This window comes from Moorena sp. SIO3H5, from assembly GCF_010692395.1.
Classification (GTDB): Bacteria; Cyanobacteriota; Cyanobacteriia; order Cyanobacteriales; family Coleofasciculaceae; genus Moorena.
On record NZ_JAAHHS010000138.1, the window covers coordinates 1 to 17422 of the forward strand.

Annotated in this window: 18 protein-coding genes; 10 read left to right on the plus strand and 8 right to left on the minus strand. The window is 44.1% G+C overall.

Annotated elements, in window-relative coordinates:
• Nucleotides 1-392: 392 nt before the first annotated feature.
• Complete coding sequence (locus tag F6K52_RS16540; protein ID WP_293079465.1) at nt 393-1814, minus strand: FAD-binding domain-containing protein; 1422 nt, start codon at nt 1812-1814, stop codon at nt 393-395.
• Complete coding sequence (locus F6K52_RS16545) at nt 1807-2358, minus strand: NUDIX hydrolase (protein ID WP_293079467.1); 552 nt, start codon at nt 2356-2358, stop codon at nt 1807-1809. The genes F6K52_RS16540 and F6K52_RS16545 overlap by 8 nt, the downstream gene beginning before the upstream one ends.
• 256 nt (nt 2359-2614) lie before the next feature.
• Between F6K52_RS16545 and F6K52_RS16550 the strand changes: the two genes are divergently transcribed.
• Nucleotides 2615-2773 (plus strand): hypothetical protein, encoded by a 159-nt coding sequence (locus F6K52_RS16550; protein ID WP_293079469.1) that lies wholly within the window; start codon nt 2615-2617, stop codon nt 2771-2773.
• 470 nt (nt 2774-3243) lie between these two features.
• A complete protein-coding gene (locus F6K52_RS16555; protein WP_293079471.1) occupies nt 3244-5262 on the plus strand; it encodes a bifunctional serine/threonine-protein kinase/formylglycine-generating enzyme family protein in 2019 nt (672 codons plus the stop codon).
• 95 nt (nt 5263-5357) lie between these two features.
• Here F6K52_RS16555 and F6K52_RS16560 read toward each other — a convergent pair whose 3' ends face one another.
• Nucleotides 5358-6221 (minus strand): helix-turn-helix transcriptional regulator, encoded by an 864-nt coding sequence (locus tag F6K52_RS16560; RefSeq protein ID WP_293079473.1) that lies wholly within the window; start codon nt 6219-6221, stop codon nt 5358-5360.
• Nucleotides 6208-6462, minus strand: a complete 255-nt coding sequence (locus F6K52_RS16565) for a hypothetical protein (RefSeq protein WP_293079476.1) — start codon at nt 6460-6462, stop codon at nt 6208-6210. Before F6K52_RS16565 ends, F6K52_RS16560 begins: the two co-directional genes overlap by 14 nt.
• Before the next feature lie 58 nt (nt 6463-6520).
• Here F6K52_RS16565 and F6K52_RS16570 point away from each other — a divergent pair, with 58 nt between their 5' ends.
• Nucleotides 6521-7165, plus strand: coding sequence for a hypothetical protein (locus F6K52_RS16570; protein ID WP_293079478.1), 645 nt, complete (start codon nt 6521-6523; stop codon nt 7163-7165).
• Between the two features lie 595 nt (nt 7166-7760).
• On the opposite strand, the gene F6K52_RS16575 is transcribed toward F6K52_RS16570, so the two are convergent.
• Nucleotides 7761-7883: a hypothetical protein gene (locus tag F6K52_RS16575; RefSeq protein WP_293079480.1), complete on the minus strand. Its 123-nt coding sequence runs from the start codon at nt 7881-7883 to the stop codon at nt 7761-7763.
• 204 nt (nt 7884-8087) lie between these two features.
• On the opposite strand from F6K52_RS16575, the gene F6K52_RS16580 reads away from it, so the two are divergent.
• The gene (locus tag F6K52_RS16580) at nt 8088-9257 is read left to right on the plus strand and encodes an IscS subfamily cysteine desulfurase (protein ID WP_293079482.1); all 1170 of its coding nucleotides are present in this window, start codon (nt 8088-8090) and stop codon (nt 9255-9257) included.
• A gap of 850 nt (nt 9258-10107) precedes the next feature.
• Here F6K52_RS16580 and F6K52_RS16585 read toward each other — a convergent pair.
• Together F6K52_RS16585 and F6K52_RS16590 are read right to left on the minus strand one after the other, a co-directional pair.
• Nucleotides 10108-10389: a hypothetical protein gene (locus F6K52_RS16585; RefSeq protein ID WP_293079484.1), complete on the minus strand. Its 282-nt coding sequence runs from the start codon at nt 10387-10389 to the stop codon at nt 10108-10110.
• A gap of 9 nt (nt 10390-10398) precedes the next feature.
• On the minus strand, nt 10399-10548 hold the full coding sequence (locus F6K52_RS16590; protein WP_293079486.1) for a hypothetical protein: 150 nt from the start codon (nt 10546-10548) through the stop codon (nt 10399-10401).
• Between the two features lie 213 nt (nt 10549-10761).
• On the opposite strand from F6K52_RS16590, the gene F6K52_RS16595 reads away from it, so the two are divergent.
• The gene (locus tag F6K52_RS16595) at nt 10762-12726 is read left to right on the plus strand and encodes an Rne/Rng family ribonuclease (protein WP_293079488.1); all 1965 of its coding nucleotides are present in this window, start codon (nt 10762-10764) and stop codon (nt 12724-12726) included.
• Entirely contained in the window at nt 12723-13376 is a 654-nt protein-coding gene (locus F6K52_RS16600; RefSeq protein ID WP_293079490.1) for a ribonuclease HII, read from the plus strand. Before F6K52_RS16595 ends, F6K52_RS16600 begins: the two co-directional genes overlap by 4 nt.
• Before the next feature lie 10 nt (nt 13377-13386).
• On the opposite strand, the gene rppA is transcribed toward F6K52_RS16600, so the two are convergent.
• The gene (gene rppA, locus F6K52_RS16605) at nt 13387-14061 is read right to left on the minus strand and encodes a two-component system response regulator RppA (protein ID WP_293079492.1); all 675 of its coding nucleotides are present in this window, start codon (nt 14059-14061) and stop codon (nt 13387-13389) included.
• 236 nt (nt 14062-14297) lie between these two features.
• On the opposite strand from rppA, the gene F6K52_RS16610 reads away from it, so the two are divergent.
• The 4 genes from F6K52_RS16610 (at nt 14298) to F6K52_RS16625 (ending at nt 17322) form a co-directional block, all read left to right on the plus strand.
• Nucleotides 14298-14744 (plus strand): 2-amino-4-hydroxy-6-hydroxymethyldihydropteridine diphosphokinase, encoded by a 447-nt coding sequence (locus tag F6K52_RS16610; RefSeq protein ID WP_293079493.1) that lies wholly within the window; start codon nt 14298-14300, stop codon nt 14742-14744.
• Between the two features lie 166 nt (nt 14745-14910).
• Nucleotides 14911-15570: an ATP phosphoribosyltransferase gene (gene hisG / locus F6K52_RS16615; RefSeq protein ID WP_293079495.1), complete on the plus strand. Its 660-nt coding sequence runs from the start codon at nt 14911-14913 to the stop codon at nt 15568-15570.
• Between the two features lie 431 nt (nt 15571-16001).
• Complete coding sequence (locus F6K52_RS16620; RefSeq protein WP_293079497.1) at nt 16002-16442, plus strand: hypothetical protein; 441 nt, start codon at nt 16002-16004, stop codon at nt 16440-16442.
• Between the two features lie 106 nt (nt 16443-16548).
• Entirely contained in the window at nt 16549-17322 is a 774-nt protein-coding gene (locus F6K52_RS16625) for a DUF1350 family protein (protein WP_293079499.1), read from the plus strand.
• The last annotated feature ends 100 nt before the right edge of the window (nt 17323-17422 follow it).

Sequence of the window (17422 nt, forward strand, 5' to 3'; positions counted from 1 at the left end):
CTTTCCCTAAAAGAAGCTCTTCCGATCTATGGAAACATATAATGGATAAGGAAAGGGAATATAAAACAGGTAACAGCTACCATTAGTAAAGAGCTTTGTAGAGTTTTTGATATTATGCTAAATCACCCATATTCTTCATGACCTATTTGTAAATATCATAACGGTTTCCACTTGGGTGAGGTACTTTTTTCATCCTAGATTTTAGGAAGCTCAGGCCTTGGGCCACCCTTTCCGGCTTTGCCCGATGCTGCCCGTTCGCGTAGCGTGGCCTACGGCCAAACGGGAATAGAACGCGGAACTTGCTTCCGCACCTGTCTTGATGCAGCGCTTCTAAACTCCGAAACGTGATTCTAGCTGACTTCTGACTTCTGACTTCTGACTTGCCCATAGCGCTATAACTCCTTATACAATTCCTTAAACCGACGCTGCTGCTGATTATGATCGACTATTGGTGCTGGATACCCACACATTTCGCGTCCGCTTTCAGGAATCTTCCCAGTCACCAAATACTCGGTATCCACAGAACTCAACTCTGGTAACCATTCCCGAATATACTCACCGTCCGGGTCAAACTTTTTAGCCTGACTAGCTGGGTTAAAAATTCGCAATGGTTTAGGATCCATGCCACTAGAGGCACTCCATTGCCAACCACCATTATTGGCACTCAGGTCTCCATCCCATAACCGCTGCATAAAATACTTTTCCCCCCACTGCCAATTAATAATCAAATCCTTAGTCAGAAAACTAGCAACAATCATCCGACAGCGGTTATGCATCCATCCGGTTTGATTTAACTGCCTCATCGCCGCATCAACGATCGGGTAGCCAGTCTTGCCCTCACACCAAGCTTGAAAGAATTCTGGATTATTCTCCCAGGGAAAATCTTGGAATTTCTGGCGATAAGGTCCTTGTGCTAATTCTGGGAAAAAATACATGGCATGTTGGTAAAACTCCCGCCAAGCCAGTTCCTGTTTCCAGGTTTGGATACTTTGCCGAGCTTCATCACTGCGACTCAAGTTATAAGCATTCTGAGCCGCCTGCCAAACCGTGCGAATCCCAATCACACCAAACTTGAGAGCAGCACTAAGTTTAGAGGTACCATCCACCCCTGGGAAATTACGTTGTTCCTGATAATCCCCAATAGTGCGATCGCAAAATTTCTCCAGAATCTCTTGGGCGATCTTTTCCCCTGGTGGCACTAACAGTTCATTGTCCCAGACATACCCCAAATCTCTAGCACTAGGTAAATCAATCACCCCTGCTGCCAAAGCATTCTCTTGTTCTATTTCCGTCAGGGATTCAACCCTACTCAAAGTTGCTACAGGTTCTGCCTTAGATTGACCTTGCCAATTTTTCCAGAAAGGAGTGTAGACAGTATAGGGGTTGCCAGACTTAGTGAAAATTTCTCCTGGTGCGTGTAATAACTGATCCCAATAGTTATACACAGCAATACCCTTTTCCTTCAACCCTGCTGTTACAGCTTGATCCCGTTCCTTAGAATAAGGTTCCACATCCCAATTCCAACAAACAGCTTTAGCCTCCAGAGCAACAGCTAAATTAGGAATTCCTTGCCTAGGGTCTTGATGTAGGATTAAAAGTTGGCTACCAGCTTGTCTGTAACTTTGCTGCAATTGTTGTAAGCAGCCAATCATATAAGTTACTCTTGCTGGGGCAATATCATCGCGCTCTAGAATAGTAGGGTCAAGGCAGAAAACACCGACAAGCTTTGGACTGAGCTCAAAAGCAGCAGCTAGTCCCACATTGTCAGAAATCCGTAAATCACGGCGATGCCAGAAGAGAATCAGGTTAGTCATTCAAAAACGGACGAGCCATAAAAAAGCTGGAAATAGATTTAGCATCCACTGGCTCACCCTCCAATATAGCTTGTTCTAACTCTTTCGGTGTCATTAAAATCACTTCTATATCCTCATCATCATCTTGCTTAGGAGGGGCTTCCAATTTCTCCAAATCCTCCGCTAGAAACGCATAAATGTACTCATCGGAATAGCCAGGAGCAAGGGGAAATTTTCCCAAAGATTTCCAGCTATGAGCGCGATAGCCAGTTTCTTCTTCTATCTCCCGTTTAATAGTTTCAGCTGGGTTTTCATGGGATTCTACCGTACCAGCAGGGAATTCCAAAAGACGCCCACTAACAGCAAAGCGATATTGCCGTACTAGTACCAGTTTGCCATCTGGTGTTACCGGTACCGCCAAGGAACCACCAGGGTGACGGATGCATTCCCATTGCCCTTCTGATTGATTAGGAAGACGTAGATTATTCACCTCGAAACTAAATCGTCTTCCTTGGAAAAATAGGTGTTTTTTCAGTAGTTGTGGGGGTTCTTGACCAGGTAGCATAAGACTAAAGATGAAGGATTAAGGATTAAGTATTAAGCATTCAGCTATCAGCCTTTGGCTGACCGCTGATAGCACCTCAAGTAGCGTGGCACAGGCTTCTAGCCTGTGATAAGTGCGCATTAGCTGATAGCTGACCTGCGATCGCAAATCCCGTCACTGATTCTACCCAATCCAGGCAATTTCTGCCAGGGAAGCACCAAAGGTCTTTCCACCATAGGGTTTAAGCTTTAGGCTAATGGTTGCCGAAGGTAGTGCCATGACTAATTTTAGTTTAGACCAAAAATTAGTTATGTTTATATCGTTTTTTTATAGTAATGATGTACACAGGATTTTTCACAAATTTCAAAGTCCCCTCTTTTTTATTCCCTACTCCCTACTCCCTACTCCCTACTCCCTACTCCCTAAAAAAATCTAGGACTTTTTAACTCCCCTAAGTCTTCAAAAACACATGCCAAGTTGGCATGACAAACAATACTTACTAGACTAAGCTAATAATATGATTGACATTTTCACGGATTAAAACTCCGTGGACTCTGTGGTTATACTACCGCCAACCGGTTAAAACTACCTTGGCTTTCAGCCAATAAACATACTCCTAAATCCTTAGGCTGTTATTAGCAACTGTGGATTTACTTAAATTTTAAAAATTTAAAATTTTTGAAATTTCGCGCCAAAGCAGTCATACTATAGATTAGTTTGGGCGATTAGTTTGGTGGTGGAAAAACCAATCAAAACCTCTGTGATTTCGGTATTAAACAGGACCGGTAACCAAAAACTAAAGTAAAGCCCGATCGCTGTCCTGTCCCTGGAATATTTTTTAGGTTTTGCGATCGCTTAAGTAGCTCATATCAGTAGCTTGTATCAGTAGCTCGTAGGTAGGGAATCATGACTTGGTGCATTAATCCCGATTGTTCTAAACCTTACAATACAGAAGATACCCTATTCTGCAAAGCCTGTGGTTCGGAATTACTCTTGGCAGAACGTTATCGTGTGATTGGGTTACTCAGTGACAAAGGTGCTTTCGGTAAGACCTATGAGGTACTTGATCAAAAAAGTAATCACAACACTATCAAAGTTCTCAAAGTCTTGACTGACTACCAATCTCGGGCAATTGAGCTGTTTGAGCAAGAAGCATGGGTTTTGAGTCAGCTGAATCATCCAGGAATTCCCCAATCAGAAGGAACATTTATCTTCTCTCCCAGAAACAACGAGATCAGCTTACACTGCATGGTTCTCGAATACATTGAAGGGCTAGATTTAGAGGAGTATCAGCACCAACAAAAGAAGCACCCTATTGACGAAACCTTAGCCTTGGAATGGCTATCCCAACTGGTAAAAATTCTCCATGTAGTCCATCAGAAGCACTTTTTCCATCGCGATATTAAACCATCCAATATCATTCTCAGGAAAGATGGACAACTGGTGCTCATTGACTTTGGGGCTGTGCGGCAAGTCACTAACACCATTATTGCTGGCGGTAAAAACACCCAGATTCATACTCCAGGTTACGCACCACCAGAACAAGAGCAAGGCTATGCCATGCCACAATCGGACTTCTTTGCCTTGGGGCGCACCTTTGTTTATCTGCTCACTGGTAAGGAACCGATGGATCCCCTTCTTTACAATCCTGATACCAGTGAATTACTGTGGCACCCCTATGCCCCTCATATCTCGCCTCAACTCAGAGAATTTATCGACCAACTGATGGCTCCCTTAGTCAGTCAGCGTCCTCGGAATACTGGGGAGATTTTGCAACAGTTGGCCAAACTTGAGCAGGTGATAAATCCAGCACCCTCACGACGCCAAGTACTATCAAAAATACTATCCACTCCCTTAAAGGGGTCTTCCATAGGTTTAAGCAATACAAAGTTAACGAGGGTATTGACTAAACGGAAATTACTCAAAGCCGCTGGTTTTGGCAGTGTCGGACTAGTATTAGCAACAGTCATTGATAAACTCTCAGACTCACCCTCCCACACCTTCACCCCTAACCATTTGAGCCTCAATTTTACTCAAGAGGTAGAAAAGGATAAGTCACTATCCCCCAGTAATCAGCAGGAAAAAGCAAAAGTCACCAATGTATCCCTACAAGACTTTGAATTTGATGTGGTCAGAGTGAATCCCCAAGGTCAAATAACCAATCGTAACCTTCATCAAGGGAAGTTTTTTAAGGAAAACTTAGGAAACGGGGTGATGCTGGAAATGGTATCTATCCCTGGCGGCTCCTTTACTATGGGTTCACCAGCTTCTAAACACTTGGTCACTGTGACGCCCTTGTATATGGGAAAGTTTAGTGTAACTCAGGCACAGTGGAAAGTAGTTGCTTCCTTACCCAAAGTCAGTCGTGACTTGGATTCTGATCCATCCAACTTCAAAGGAGATAATCTGCCTGTCGAGCAGATATCTTGGTATGACGCTGTAGAATTTTGTGCCAGAGTTTCTCAAAAAACGGGACGTACCTATCGGCTACCCAGTGAAGTGGAATGGGAATATGCCTGTCGTGCTGGAAGTACCACAAAATTTCACTTTGGTCAAACAATTACCACTAATTTAGCTAACTACGATGGTCATCAGAAGACTGACACTGATGGTTCACAAGCAAAAGGTATCTTTCGAGAGAAAACTACCACTGTCGGGAGTTTTCAAGTAGCTAACGCCTTTGGGCTATACGATATGCATGGCAATGTCTGGGAATGGTGTGCTGACCATTGGCATGAAAATCACCAGGGTAAACCATCGGATGGCAGTGCGTGGCTAAGCAATAATGAGGATCGGGATCGGTTGCTCAGGGGAGGGTCTTGGCTCAACAGTTCTGGGTACTGCCATAGTGATTATCGCAATTTCAATGCTCCGGATGTTACATATATCTCCTTTGGTTTTCGCGTAGTTTGTGACTTGATCTAAACTGCAGCATTAACGCAATGGTTTGTTTGTAGACAGTTTCCTTATATTCAGCGTTGACAGTAAACCGTCAATTGTCAACCCTTAACAAAACCTGGTTAAAACAGAATTGAACTAGACTTGGTAGTTACTCCATTACTAATGTGTTCTAAGTTCTCAATGAAATTACTCCAAGGTTCTGTATAAGTTTCTGTGTAAGTTCTCGAAAAATCTAGAATAGGAGTTTCTTGTGCTGACCCGATCCAACCACTCACTGGAGAAATTAACGGGAAAAGCCACTCATAGTAACTCTGGGGAAACGGAGTACTAGAGAGTTCCATGATGCTCTTATAAAATAGCCCAAAGGTTCCTGGGTCAATTTTGTGCTTCTCCACAGCGACTTGGATGAATTCCTCTGGACTCAAGCCTACATAACTTTGGCAGATTGTCACCCAATTCTTTAATCGTCGCCTTGCCTTTAAGCTCAGTGAAATAAATTTCACTCCCTTGAGTTCCTCAAATTGAGGAGACTGATTTAACACCTCCTCTAGGCCAGTGGTATCTGTCGAGCCACTGAATTCCCTTTGCAACCGTTTAGCGATCGCTAAATTAATCTCAACTAATTGGTCTACTGGTCGCCACTGAAGCTCTGCCAAAATCTGCTCCATGGAAATAGGTGGTCTCAAAGTAGAGGAACTCGATTTCTTGTTTCGCTCAATGGCTTCGAGAGGCTTTTCCTCACTAACCAAGAAGCTGATCAACTCTTCCGTTGTCCAACCAATACCTTTAGCTAGCCTCTCTAGCTTCTCTAAGCTGGGAGTATGATCACAATTCATCCAATTTGTCAAGGTGTTGTTAGTGACATTGACTTGCCTAGCAAGTTCCCGGACACTACCAAATTGTTGAGCCAGCACCTTAATCAATTGACTTAGCCTTTGGTGAATTTTGCTGTGTTTTAAGGAACTGTCTTTACTTGTGTCCAATTTTTTTACCACTCTGTTCTGGTGACATAATGTAACACTTCCGGATCCGGTAAGTGTAGGCTCGGGGGTGGCCATTCTCCGCTTTGGTAGGGAGCACTAGAAATCGAAATTGACCCCAGCTGGCAACCATGCGATCGCATAGCCAGAAGCGAAGCGCGTCCATACCACTATGCTGCCCAAATATGAATAGATTGAGCTTATCTTCTCCGTGAAAACTCAGTGGTAACTCCCCGGTGAGCAAAAGAGTATCTTACGTATAATCACGGTTGTTCAATATTTTTAACAAAACTAGGATAGTTGTGAAAAGGGTTGAACATCTACACCATATGTTAAAGCATCAGAACTGGGAAAACAGGGTAACGGCTAAGCAAAGCAATACCCTTGCTCAGGAAAATCAGCAACTCAAAATTAAGTCAGATAAGTGCTACATTCCCATGACAAGTGGCCACGCTGATTCTTCAACGTTAGTCCGTTGGAAGCAGAAAGTCACTACACCGAAAGTTACTACACCGAAAGTCACTACACCGAAAGTCACTACACACAATCGAGTGAATTTCTCGAGCTACCCACTGTGTCCTCCCCGCCACACCAAACCGGAGAAGCCTGTAGCTCCCCAAGAACAATTAAGTAACTTACAAGAAACCTGTGGTAAAATCGTTCATCTGCTCTGTACATCTGACTATGGGAAACTGACTCAAGATGAATTGAACAGGAAGTGCCGGTATTCAGAAGAGCGACTTGCCCAAGGACTGAAACAGCTTGAGCTTGAAAAAGTAATTGAGTTCAAGTGGGGCATGTGGGTGATCATTAATCATCAACCCATCTGTCCTAAATGCGGTCTCAAAACTCGTGTAGTTAATTCTGCCTTGACACCAGGGAAAATTAAATCAATCTGTTCAACATGTCTCGAGTTAAAGCGTATTCAGTCAAAATTGCCGTTTTGATGAACTGCACTAAATTCTTAAAGGGTGGAGTGTGTTGTGAGGATAATGAACAGCGAAAGCTGCAAAAAAATGGACAATGGAAAATTAACCATCCATTCTTGATGCAATAGCTAGTGGGGGTTTCCCCCAAGACCGTAATGGTGCGTTTTCCTTGTCTTGATGCAGTCGCTCATGGGGGTTTCCCCCAAGACCGCGCTGCATCGCTAGGCGAATTAAATTCGCCACGGGTCGCACCTGGTGCATCGCTTGGGTAATGGGATTTTAACCAGTAGCCCTTGGTGATCTAGGAAAGCAGTGCAACATTTAACCTGTACAAACCTACTCACAAGTAGATAGGACGATGGTATAGCATTAGTTTTAACTAATGGTTGTTGCCGACAAAGCAATGCCAAAAGCATTGCGCTAATTTTCTTAATGGAGGCTCTGCTGCCTACTCTCAAACCGCACTGTAACTTCACTCAGTCCATTATTTTACGTCGCTTAACTTACGACCAGCTGCCAAGGCTTTTAGTTCTTCGTTGGGCGGTAGTGTTCCCTTGTTAAACAAGTTACTAACTTATTTCATTATAAAATAATGGATAATGTTTGACAAAGTTTAGAGAGCTATGTCTTGATGCAGTCGCTCATGGGGGGGACCACGGCAGTCGCTCATGGGGGAAACCCCCAAGACCGCGCTGCCTCCCCAAGACCGCGCTGCCTTCCCAAGACCGCGCTGCATCGCTAAGGCTAATAGTTGCACCTCTCAAAAACTGTGGATTCGAGATCTAGGAATTTAATTTGAGTGGTGAAACATCTTAGTGCGCTTTCCGCTCTTTGTGCTCGCCTCCTCCCTATCACCTGATGATAGGGTGATCAGGTCATGGGGAGGAGGTTGATCATAATGTATCCCGTAGCAGCTGCAATTTTTAACTAACGAAAAACCATGCATCGCCCAATTTACCTAGACTGCCATGCCACAACACCTATGGATGAACGGGTGTTGGAGGCAATGTTACCCTACTTCACTGAACATTTTGGCAATCCATCCAGTATCAGCCATACCTATGGCTGGGAAGCTGAAGCAGCGGTGAAACAAGGGCGTCAGATTCTAGCAGATGCTATCAATGCCACACCGGTCGAGATCATTTTTACTAGTGGTGCCACAGAGGCTAACAATCTAGCCATTAAAGGGGTGGCTGAGGCTTATTTAAGTAAAGGACGTCACCTGATTACCGTGCAAACTGAACACAATGCTGTTCTTGACCCCTGTCACTATTTAGAAACCCTAGGGTTTGAGGTGACATTTCTACCGGTAAAAGATGATGGACTAGTGGATTTAAGCCAGCTAGAGCAGGCTTTCCGTCCTGATACCATTTTAGTCTCGGTCATGGCAGCCAATAATGAAATTGGAGTGTTGCAGCCATTAGCCGAGATTGGAGATCTTTGTCGCCAGCATAATGTACTATTCCATACAGATGCTGCCCAGGCTATTGGCAAAATCCCCTTGGATGTGCAGTCGATGAAGATTGATTTAATGTCCTTGACAGCCCATAAAATTTATGGACCAAAGGGGATTGGAGCTCTCTATGTCCGGCGTCGTAACCCTAGAGTAAGGCTTGCACCACAGCTCCATGGCGGTGGACATGAACGAGGGATGCGTTCTGGCACACTTTATACCCCTCAGATTGTGGGGTTTGCTAAGGCTGTGGAACTGGGGTTAGAAGAACAACCCTCAGAATCTCAACGGTTGATAGAACTGCGGGACGGTCTGTGGACCACTCTCTCTAAACTAGAAGGTATCGAGATCAATGGTCATCCTACCCAGCGATTATCCGGAAACCTTAACATTAGTGTGGAGGGAGTAGATGGCGCAGCCCTCCTACTAGGATTACACCCTGTGGCCGCCGTTTCTTCTGGCTCGGCTTGTTCCTCAGCAACTGTAGCTCCTTCCCACGTACTATTAGCCCTAGGAAATCCGGAAAATCTGGCTTATGCCTCCATCCGGTTTGGAATTGGACGCTTTAATACCATGGCGGAAATTAGCTTGGTGGCTGAGCATACGATCACAACGATTCAGTCTCTGCGCCAATCTCAAGCTGTCAAAATTAATTGAACAAAATTGTTGAGCGCAGTCCCTAGCCATATTTTATAATTTGGGTGGGGTAACCGAAACTAGCTTTTAAATTGCAAAGCGTAAGCTTCTAGGCTACGATCACATCGGTACCACAAAGGAGATTTCGCTCCTTAGCTGAACCGCGAAAATCCCCGCACTTTACCTGTATTGGGTAGGTGTCGTATGGGAAGCGCAGGGTAAGAGTCCCAAAGGATCTTACCAATGTGATAAAGTAGGATAAGAATATAACACATCCCCAACAAGGCAAACATATGTGCCTCACTACCCTAAATCTAAGCAGTAAAGCTGCTGAAACAGGGAGATTCAGGAGATATAGACAGAAACCCTGAAGAATTTCCAGACCTCTGGTCAGGAAATAGTCAGCTAATAAAAAATTCAAACTTTTGGATATATTGGTAGCAACTGGGTAGTTTGTGGTAAATCCTGAACAATGCCGATAATGGGTCAACTAACTTTCAGCTATCGGAGCTGTAGTTAGCCAAAACCATCGAAATAACCGGTTTTAGCATAGGTGAGCTTTCCTAATGGGAATTGAATTTGCCACTGGTCACACTTATTGATGGGGGGAGTGGCTTCAACTCCATTTTTGTATCAGTTATATCAGTGGCTAATTAATCCGTTGTCTATATTTCAGAGTGCGACTGGATAGAGACTACGGCTTCACAACTGTTAATCAAAATCCTGATAAAATCGGTTAAAATTAGTTAAATCCAGAAGAGTCACGTGATCAATTTGTCAGGCTTAACATCCCCCGAAGTCCCTACGGGATTATAGGAAAAGCAGCGAGGCAGATTGCGAGACAATTACACATAGGTGCGCTCTTACTTGGCTAATTAAATTCCCGTGATTGTGAGCTTTCCTTTGGCCCGGCAACCCGGCCTTGGGTCGCGCCTTTCGGCAAAGCCGACGCGGGGCGGGAACGGGGGCGCACCTCAAAAATTTTCGACTTTGCGACAGAAAATCCTACTGGAAAGCGAGTCTTAAAGTAGAGAACTAATGTCGCACCTCCAAGTGCTACAATCAGCAGAGCCGCTACAATCCCATTCACCAAACCACGAAAAACCCTGTCAGCACCCCCCTCTAAACAGACGGGGCTTCGAGACAGTTTCACCGCCATTAACTACAGCCATTGAGTACAGCCATTGAGTACAGTTTTCGATTGACCGTAGGTCACGCTACGCGAACAAACGATGAGCAACAAAATAGTTAAGTGCGCTTTCCGTTCTTGATGCAGTCGCTCATGGGGGTAACCCTCAAGACCGCGCTGCATCGCTGATGGCGAGCAACCCCTTGACCGTAGGTCACGCGGGGCGCGTTCGTAATCACGGGCCGCACCTCTAGTTATTCATAGTCTATTTATTAGTCTCTGTGGCTGATCAGTTTAATGGCAGTAAATCACCGAACATTTCAGACCTAGAAATAGAGTACGACTCCTATCGTTAACTGTAGGACTAAGCGTACCACGAAGTTTTGAGGAAATTGCATGCCAAAGCAAATTATTATTGCAGAGCAACATCAACTTGCTGCTGTATTTTGGGAAGATCAAATTCAAGAACTAGTAGTTGCCACCGGTAATCACCAGGTCGGTGATATTTATCTCGGTGTTGTAGAAAATGTCTTACCGGGTATTGATGCCGCATTTGTCAACATTGGTGATCCCGATCGCAATGGTTTTATTCATGTGACAGACCTAGGACCATTGCGCTTGAAACGCCGGTCTGGTGCGATCACCGAACTGCTGACTCCCCAGCAGAAGGTGTTGGTGCAAGTGATGAAAGAACCCACTGGTAATAAAGGGCCAAGGCTTACAGGTAATATTAGTTTACCCGGTCGCTATTTGGTGCTGATGCCTTATGGCCGAGGAGTGAACTTGTCTCGGCGGATTAAGAGCGAAAGTGAACGCAATCGCCTCAGAGCTCTAGCAATTCTAATCAAACCATCGGGCATGGGAGTGCTGGTGCGCACCGAAGCTGAAGGCAGAGCCGAAGAAGCCATTATGGAAGATTTGGAAAACCTGCAAAGACAATGGGAAGCTGTCCAGCTCGAAGCAACGTCTACCAGAGCACCAGCCCTACTTAATCGGGATGATGATTTTATTCAGCGTGTCCTCCGGGATATGTACACTGCTGATGTGAATCGGATTGTGGTCGATTCTAGTACTGCAGTCAAACGGGTTAAACAGCACTTGTTGAGCTGGAGCGGAGGTCAAGCACCAGAGGGGGTCTTGATTGACCATCATCGCGATCGCATGCCAATTTTGGGATATTTCCGGGTCAATGCTGCAATTCGAGAAGCCCTCAAGCCAAGAGTAGATTTACCATCTGGTGGCTACATTATCATTGAACCTACCGAAGCTCTAACCGTAATTGATGTGAACTCTGGTTCCTTTACCCGCTCAGCTACAGCGCGGGAAACGGTTTTGTGGACTAACTGTGAGGCAGCAACAGAAATTGCCCGCCAGCTGCGCCTACGTAATCTAGCTGGGGTGATCGTTGTTGACTTCATTGATATGGACACCAGGCGGGATCAGTTGCAGGTTCTCGAACACTTCAATCAAGCCTTAAAAGAGGACAAAGCCCGACCCCAGATTGCCCAGCTTTCGGAACTTGGCTTGGTCGAACTGACTCGCAAGCGCCAAGGGCAAAATATTTACGAGTTGTTTGGTAAAAGCTGTGCTACCTGTGGCGGGTTAGGACATCTGGTACATCTTCCCGGTGAAGTCGAAGCAGAAGCACTAGAAACCTTAGCACCGATCCCCTTACCAGCAGAGCGAAGCATTCCACAGTTCCCCGAACCCGTAGACTTATCTTCTGAGAATGATAATGAGTTGGACTTGCTCAATCACCCCAGTTATCAGGAACGAGGAGCAGCAAATAATCGCCGTCGCCGCCGCCGTCGTATTGATGACCCGGTGATTAGGGAAGAACCAATTACTAGGGGAGTCAATCGGGTGATCTCTGTCTCATCCAACTTTGATACCATCACAGAAAACGAGGTATCCAGCTCAGGAGTAGAAAAACCCCAGCTAGTCAAGTTTGCTCAAGAAAAGGAACCACCAGAATTGGTCAGGGTTGAAATGAGCCCAGAAGAACAAGATGTTTATGCGTTGATGGGCATTTCCCCTATACTAAATTTAGACCGAGAGGTGAAAGATCCTAGGTCAGCAATTATCTCAGTGTTACTGCCGGGAGAAAAAATCGAGGATAATGAAGAAGAATTATCCAATTCAAGTACCGATTCAAGTACCGATTCAACTACCGATTCAACTAATAGTCCATCCTCCAGCGACGATCAGCTAGAGTTAGACGAATCAGACTTGCTAGAATCTACTGCTGCCACACCAATTGCAGAAACTGGATCTGATCAACCCATTACTGCCAATGCCACCATTAACAGTCCCCCCATCGTGCGCCGCCGCCGTCGCCGCTCTTCAGCATTGGATAAATGACAACGGACAAAGTCACTGAAGTGTTTGAGTTACCGGATAAATCCGGTACTCCTTCCTTAGTGGCTGGAGTAGATGAAGTAGGGCGAGGTGCCTTATTTGGTCCAGTTGTGGCAGCAGCAGTGATTTTACCTGTATCGGTTCTGCCACAACTGGCTCTATCTGGCGTTAAAGATAGTAAAAAGTTGTCCCCGAAACGACGCCAAAAGCTGTCTCAAGAAATTCAGGGATTGGCACTGGATTGGACTATTGGTTATGCCACTAGTGCAGAAATTGACCAGCTCAATATCTTACAGGCGTCATTGTTAGCTATGAAACGGGCTGTGCTTAAATTAAAAGTTAAGCCCGATCTTTGCCTGATTGATGGGTTACACGTGTTGCCAGATTTACCGATAGCACAACGAAATCTAGTAAAGGGAGATCAGCGATCGCTTCATATTGCGGCAGCCAGTATTGTAGCCAAAGTGTGGCGTGATGATTTAATAATTCGTCTAGCTACCAAGTATTCAGAGTATGATTTGACAGCGAACATGGGCTATGGTACTAAAAAGCATCGGTTAGCACTGCAAAAATACGGACCATGTCGGCTGCATCGCATGTCCTTTAGCCCCTGTAGTCAATTTCAATCACAAATAACTAAATTTAGTTATTAACAAATAACTATCAACCAAACCGATAACCCTTACCATAAACTGTATGGATCAGGGGGGCGGAACCCTTAATTTCGATTTTGCGACGCAACAAACGAACTAGAGCAGCTAAATTGTTACTTTTTGGGATTTCCTCGGATGGCCACAAATGTTGATAAATTTGCGTGTGGGATAATAATAGACCAACATGGCTCATGAAGTACCCTAGCAGTTGGCTTTCTTTTTCCGATAGCTCAATTGGGCGTCCGTGGCGATAAGCTATTTGATTATTTAAGTCTAATTCTATTTTTCCAACCCGTAACCGCTGGCTGGGATTGGCATCAGTCCCAGCAGAACGCCGAAGCAGAGCCCGGACTCTAGCGAGTAATTCCCGCAGTTCAAATGGTTTAACTATATAGTCGTCAGCACCAGCATCTAATCCCATGACTCGGTCATCTACAGTGTCCTTGGCGGTTAGAAAAAGAACTGGGGTAGTGGCGTCATGCGATCGCATTTGTTGGCAAATTTCTAACCCAGAAATGTGCGGTAGCATCCAGTCTAAGATTAACAAGTCATAAGCGCCAAGGGAAGCTAACTCATTTCCTGAGGCACCATTATAAGCTACATCTACAGTGTAACCTTCACGAGTTAATACCCGAGAGAGGGGGTCAGTCAGCTCAATTTCATCATCTACTAAAAGAATACGCATTGATTTTGTTGATAGTTGACGGTTGACCTTTGACTATCAACACAATTGTAAGACTTACGCAGCGACTCTATCTGTAGGGTGGGTTATTAACGAAGCCTACTACTTGTAGTTAACAGCCAAGTCATTGATAGAATTGTAATGGAAAATCCCCGGATAATATGGGCTAAGGTAAAAGTTGATAAACCTTTTGCTTTGCGATTTTCCGATTATGTGTCTATAGAATTGAGTGCTAAACGATGAATGAAGTGGTAGTGAATGAAGTAGTAGTAAGTGTTGGCTCTAATATTGAACCTGATAAAAATGTAAAACTCGCAAAATATAATTTATCAAAAACTGATAATTTTGTTAATGAATCTCACTTTTACATAACAAAACTCCTAGGCTTTACTGAGCAACCTGATTTTCTAAATGGTGCCTTTTTAATTCACACAGAAGACGGTTTTGAGACCTTTCGTCAAAAACTTAAACAAGAGGTGCGACCCGTGGCGAATTTAATTCTTAATGCGGAAAGCGCACCTAACGAAATTGACCAAGGGCGGGTGAAGCAATCCAATAAAAATGGACCGCGCTATATAGATTTAGACATTGTGGTCTGGAATCGAAAGATTATTGATCCTGACTTTTATCAGCGGGATTTCATTAAAAAAACTGTGCTAGAGCTGATTCCTGATTTAAACGTTTAACAAATGACTAATGACGTACCCTCCGGAATCATAATTATTCAACTGGACATGATCGGGTTGGTGGTAATTTGACGGGCACGGGCTTCTATAATAGAGCTTCTACAGGTATAGTTGATCTGATCAGTCAACTAATTGACCTCCTGCCAAAGCTCCCGAAGCTCCCCATATGATTACCATCGCATTACCCAAAGGCGCACTCCTAAAAGACAGCATCAAGCTACTGCAATCCGTTGGCCTAGACTTTAGTACCTTCCTAGACTCCGCCAACCGCCAACTCCAGATTCAAGACCCCAGTCAAACTGCTCAAGCTCTACTGGTACGAGCTCAAGATGTACCGGTTTACGTGGAATATGGTCAAGCTCAGTTGGGGATAGTTGGTTATGATGTGTTACAGGAAAAAACCCCGGCAGTGGCTACTTTAGGTGACTTACACTTTGGTTATTGTCGGATGTCATTGGCAGTTCGTGCAGCTAGCTCTTATCGAAGCCCTTTGGATTTGCCAGCTCATGGTCGCGTAGCCTCCAAGTTTGTTCACTGTGCTCGGGAATATTTCAATAACCTGGATTTGCCAGTAGAAATTATCCCCCTCTACGGTTCTGTTGAACTTGGTCCGATTACCGGGATGTCGGAGGCAATTGTGGACTTGGTGTCCACAGGTCGTACCTTAAAAGAGAATGGCTTAATTGAAATTGACATTTTGTATGAGAGTACAGCACGACTGATTGCCCATCCCATCAGTTATCGCCTCAATACTGATGGTATTAACAATTTGATTGAGCAGATTCGAGAGTTGACTAAGGTCAGTGCTGAATCTTTAGTGAGTTAGTTACGATTCTTTAGTTAGTAGGGTGTGTTAATAGAGCACCCTACAACTAGAGTTATTCCGTAAGTACTGTAGAGTTTTTTAGTCTAAAATTAGACAAAGTAATGTGATATTTCTAATATAGAAGAAATGACATAAAAAGAATCAGAGTGCTTAAGCAATAAAGAATTATTTTGATTCAGAATAGTTGTTAATATATCTATCAAGTATAGCATTTTTTTATAAAATTAGTACTCCTCATCTTCCTCCTATTATAGCTATATATAGTTTGCTATAGATTGTTACCTAACTAGACACTTTGGGGAATTGTATGGGTAAGTGCCGCTAACCAGTTTTCCTGATACTGCGCCATTAGCAGTGCTAATTGTCATGGGCACTCAAGATGTGTTCTCAACTGTGTGCTCATAATCAATCTCAACTAAACGAGGCTCAAGATGAAGGTAAAAAATACGTTAATTGCTGCTGCAACTGCTATGGTTTTCGCTTTTGCTTCAGGGTTAAATGCTCAAGAACCAGTTACTGGTGATATCAACACCGCATCAGAATTTATTACCTCGGCAATTCAAGCCTTAGCTTCTAACAAGCAAATCATGAATGAGTGCGGTAAAGACTTAATAATTGAAGATATGACTAGTGTTACTCAAGATTTACCTAATATCGAAGCCTACCCTACACTAGGAGAAATTCAATACAGGATTTCCTTCACACCTGGAGCTAATACTAATCCTAGCTACTGCGCTGGTAGCTTCAAGAGTCGCATGAAGTTAAAATTCAACGGGCGATACCTTAATCCTAGGGGTGCAGAATTATTGTCTACTCCCAACACTTATGAATTTCGACTAATGGTACCAGGTCAAGAGAATTCTGAATTGTAAATTCTGAATGCCAAAATTTTAGATATTAATACTACATTAATAAAGTACTCCAGGGTACTCTACAAAAATCTTTACAATAAAAGAGGTAAACCCTGTATAGTATGGCATGGACTGGCAAGAGATATCTGGTAACTGGGTTTTAATCCCCAATCGTCCCACCGGGATTATCCATTTCCTGGGTGGGGCGTTTATTGCTACAGCACCCCACGTAACTTACCGATTGTTACTGGAAAAATTAGCAGCTCAACGGTATGCAGTGATTGCGACACCGTTTGTGAATACCCTCGACCATATTGCGATCGCACGAGATGTACTCAACCGCTTCGAGACTACTCTCAATCGCTTACAGGTAACCAATGCTTTACGAAAACGGTATCTACCCATCTATGGTATCGGCCACAGCATGGGGTGCAAACTACATTTGTTGATTGGCAGCCTCTTCAGTGTAGAACGAGCTGGTAATATCTTGATTTCCTATAACAACTATTCCGCTGACCGTGCCATTCCCTTTGTGGAACAGTTAAACCTCAATCCTATCTTCCAGGTCGAGTTTACTCCATCACCCCAAGAAACGAACTCTCTGATTACTCAACGCTATCAAATCCAGCGTAATTTACTGATTAAATTCAGTGATGACGAGATTGACCAAAGTGTTAGCTTGACCCAAGCCTTACAGAAACGTTTTCCAAATATGGTTGTCCTACAGCAGATACCAGGAAATCATTTAACACCTTTAGGGCAAGATGTGACCTTAAACCCAGGGGCAGTTTTTACCCCATTGGATGCCGTCGGTCAGTGGGTCAAGCAAGAAGTCTATCGCGATTTAAATCGCTTGCAACGGGAAATTTTGCGATGGTTGAATCCTCTAGCAGTGGCTTAAGGGTTAAGGTTGGCAGGTTGGCAGGTTGGTAGGTTGAAAGTTTAAGGTTAGCAGGTTAAAGGTTTGAAGGTTTAAGGTTAGCCGGGTGTTCGCCTTTGGA

Bases quoted from the DNA above. Each gene is read 5' to 3' on its own strand.
- F6K52_RS16540 (WP_293079465.1), bottom strand. From the start codon at position 1,814: ATGACTAACCTGATTCTCTTCTGGCATCGCCGTGATTTACGGATTTCT.
- F6K52_RS16545 (WP_293079467.1), bottom strand. From the start codon at position 2,358: ATGCTACCTGGTCAAGAACCCCCACAACTACTGAAAAAACACCTATTT.
- F6K52_RS16550 (WP_293079469.1), top strand. From the start codon at position 2,615: ATGACTAATTTTAGTTTAGACCAAAAATTAGTTATGTTTATATCGTTT.
- F6K52_RS16555 (WP_293079471.1), top strand. From the start codon at position 3,244: ATGACTTGGTGCATTAATCCCGATTGTTCTAAACCTTACAATACAGAA.
- F6K52_RS16575 (WP_293079480.1), bottom strand. From the start codon at position 7,883: ATGCAGCGCGGTCTTGGGAAGGCAGCGCGGTCTTGGGGAGGCAGCGCG.
- F6K52_RS16580 (WP_293079482.1), top strand. From the start codon at position 8,088: ATGCATCGCCCAATTTACCTAGACTGCCATGCCACAACACCTATGGAT.
- F6K52_RS16590 (WP_293079486.1), bottom strand. From the start codon at position 10,548: ATGCAGCGCGGTCTTGAGGGTTACCCCCATGAGCGACTGCATCAAGAA.
- F6K52_RS16595 (WP_293079488.1), top strand. From the start codon at position 10,762: ATGCCAAAGCAAATTATTATTGCAGAGCAACATCAACTTGCTGCTGTA.
- F6K52_RS16600 (WP_293079490.1), top strand. From the start codon at position 12,723: ATGACAACGGACAAAGTCACTGAAGTGTTTGAGTTACCGGATAAATCC.
- rppA (WP_293079492.1), bottom strand. From the start codon at position 14,061: ATGCGTATTCTTTTAGTAGATGATGAAATTGAGCTGACTGACCCCCTC.
- F6K52_RS16610 (WP_293079493.1), top strand. From the start codon at position 14,298: ATGAATGAAGTGGTAGTGAATGAAGTAGTAGTAAGTGTTGGCTCTAAT.
- hisG (WP_293079495.1), top strand. From the start codon at position 14,911: ATGATTACCATCGCATTACCCAAAGGCGCACTCCTAAAAGACAGCATC.
- F6K52_RS16620 (WP_293079497.1), top strand. From the start codon at position 16,002: ATGAAGGTAAAAAATACGTTAATTGCTGCTGCAACTGCTATGGTTTTC.
- F6K52_RS16625 (WP_293079499.1), top strand. From the start codon at position 16,549: ATGGACTGGCAAGAGATATCTGGTAACTGGGTTTTAATCCCCAATCGT.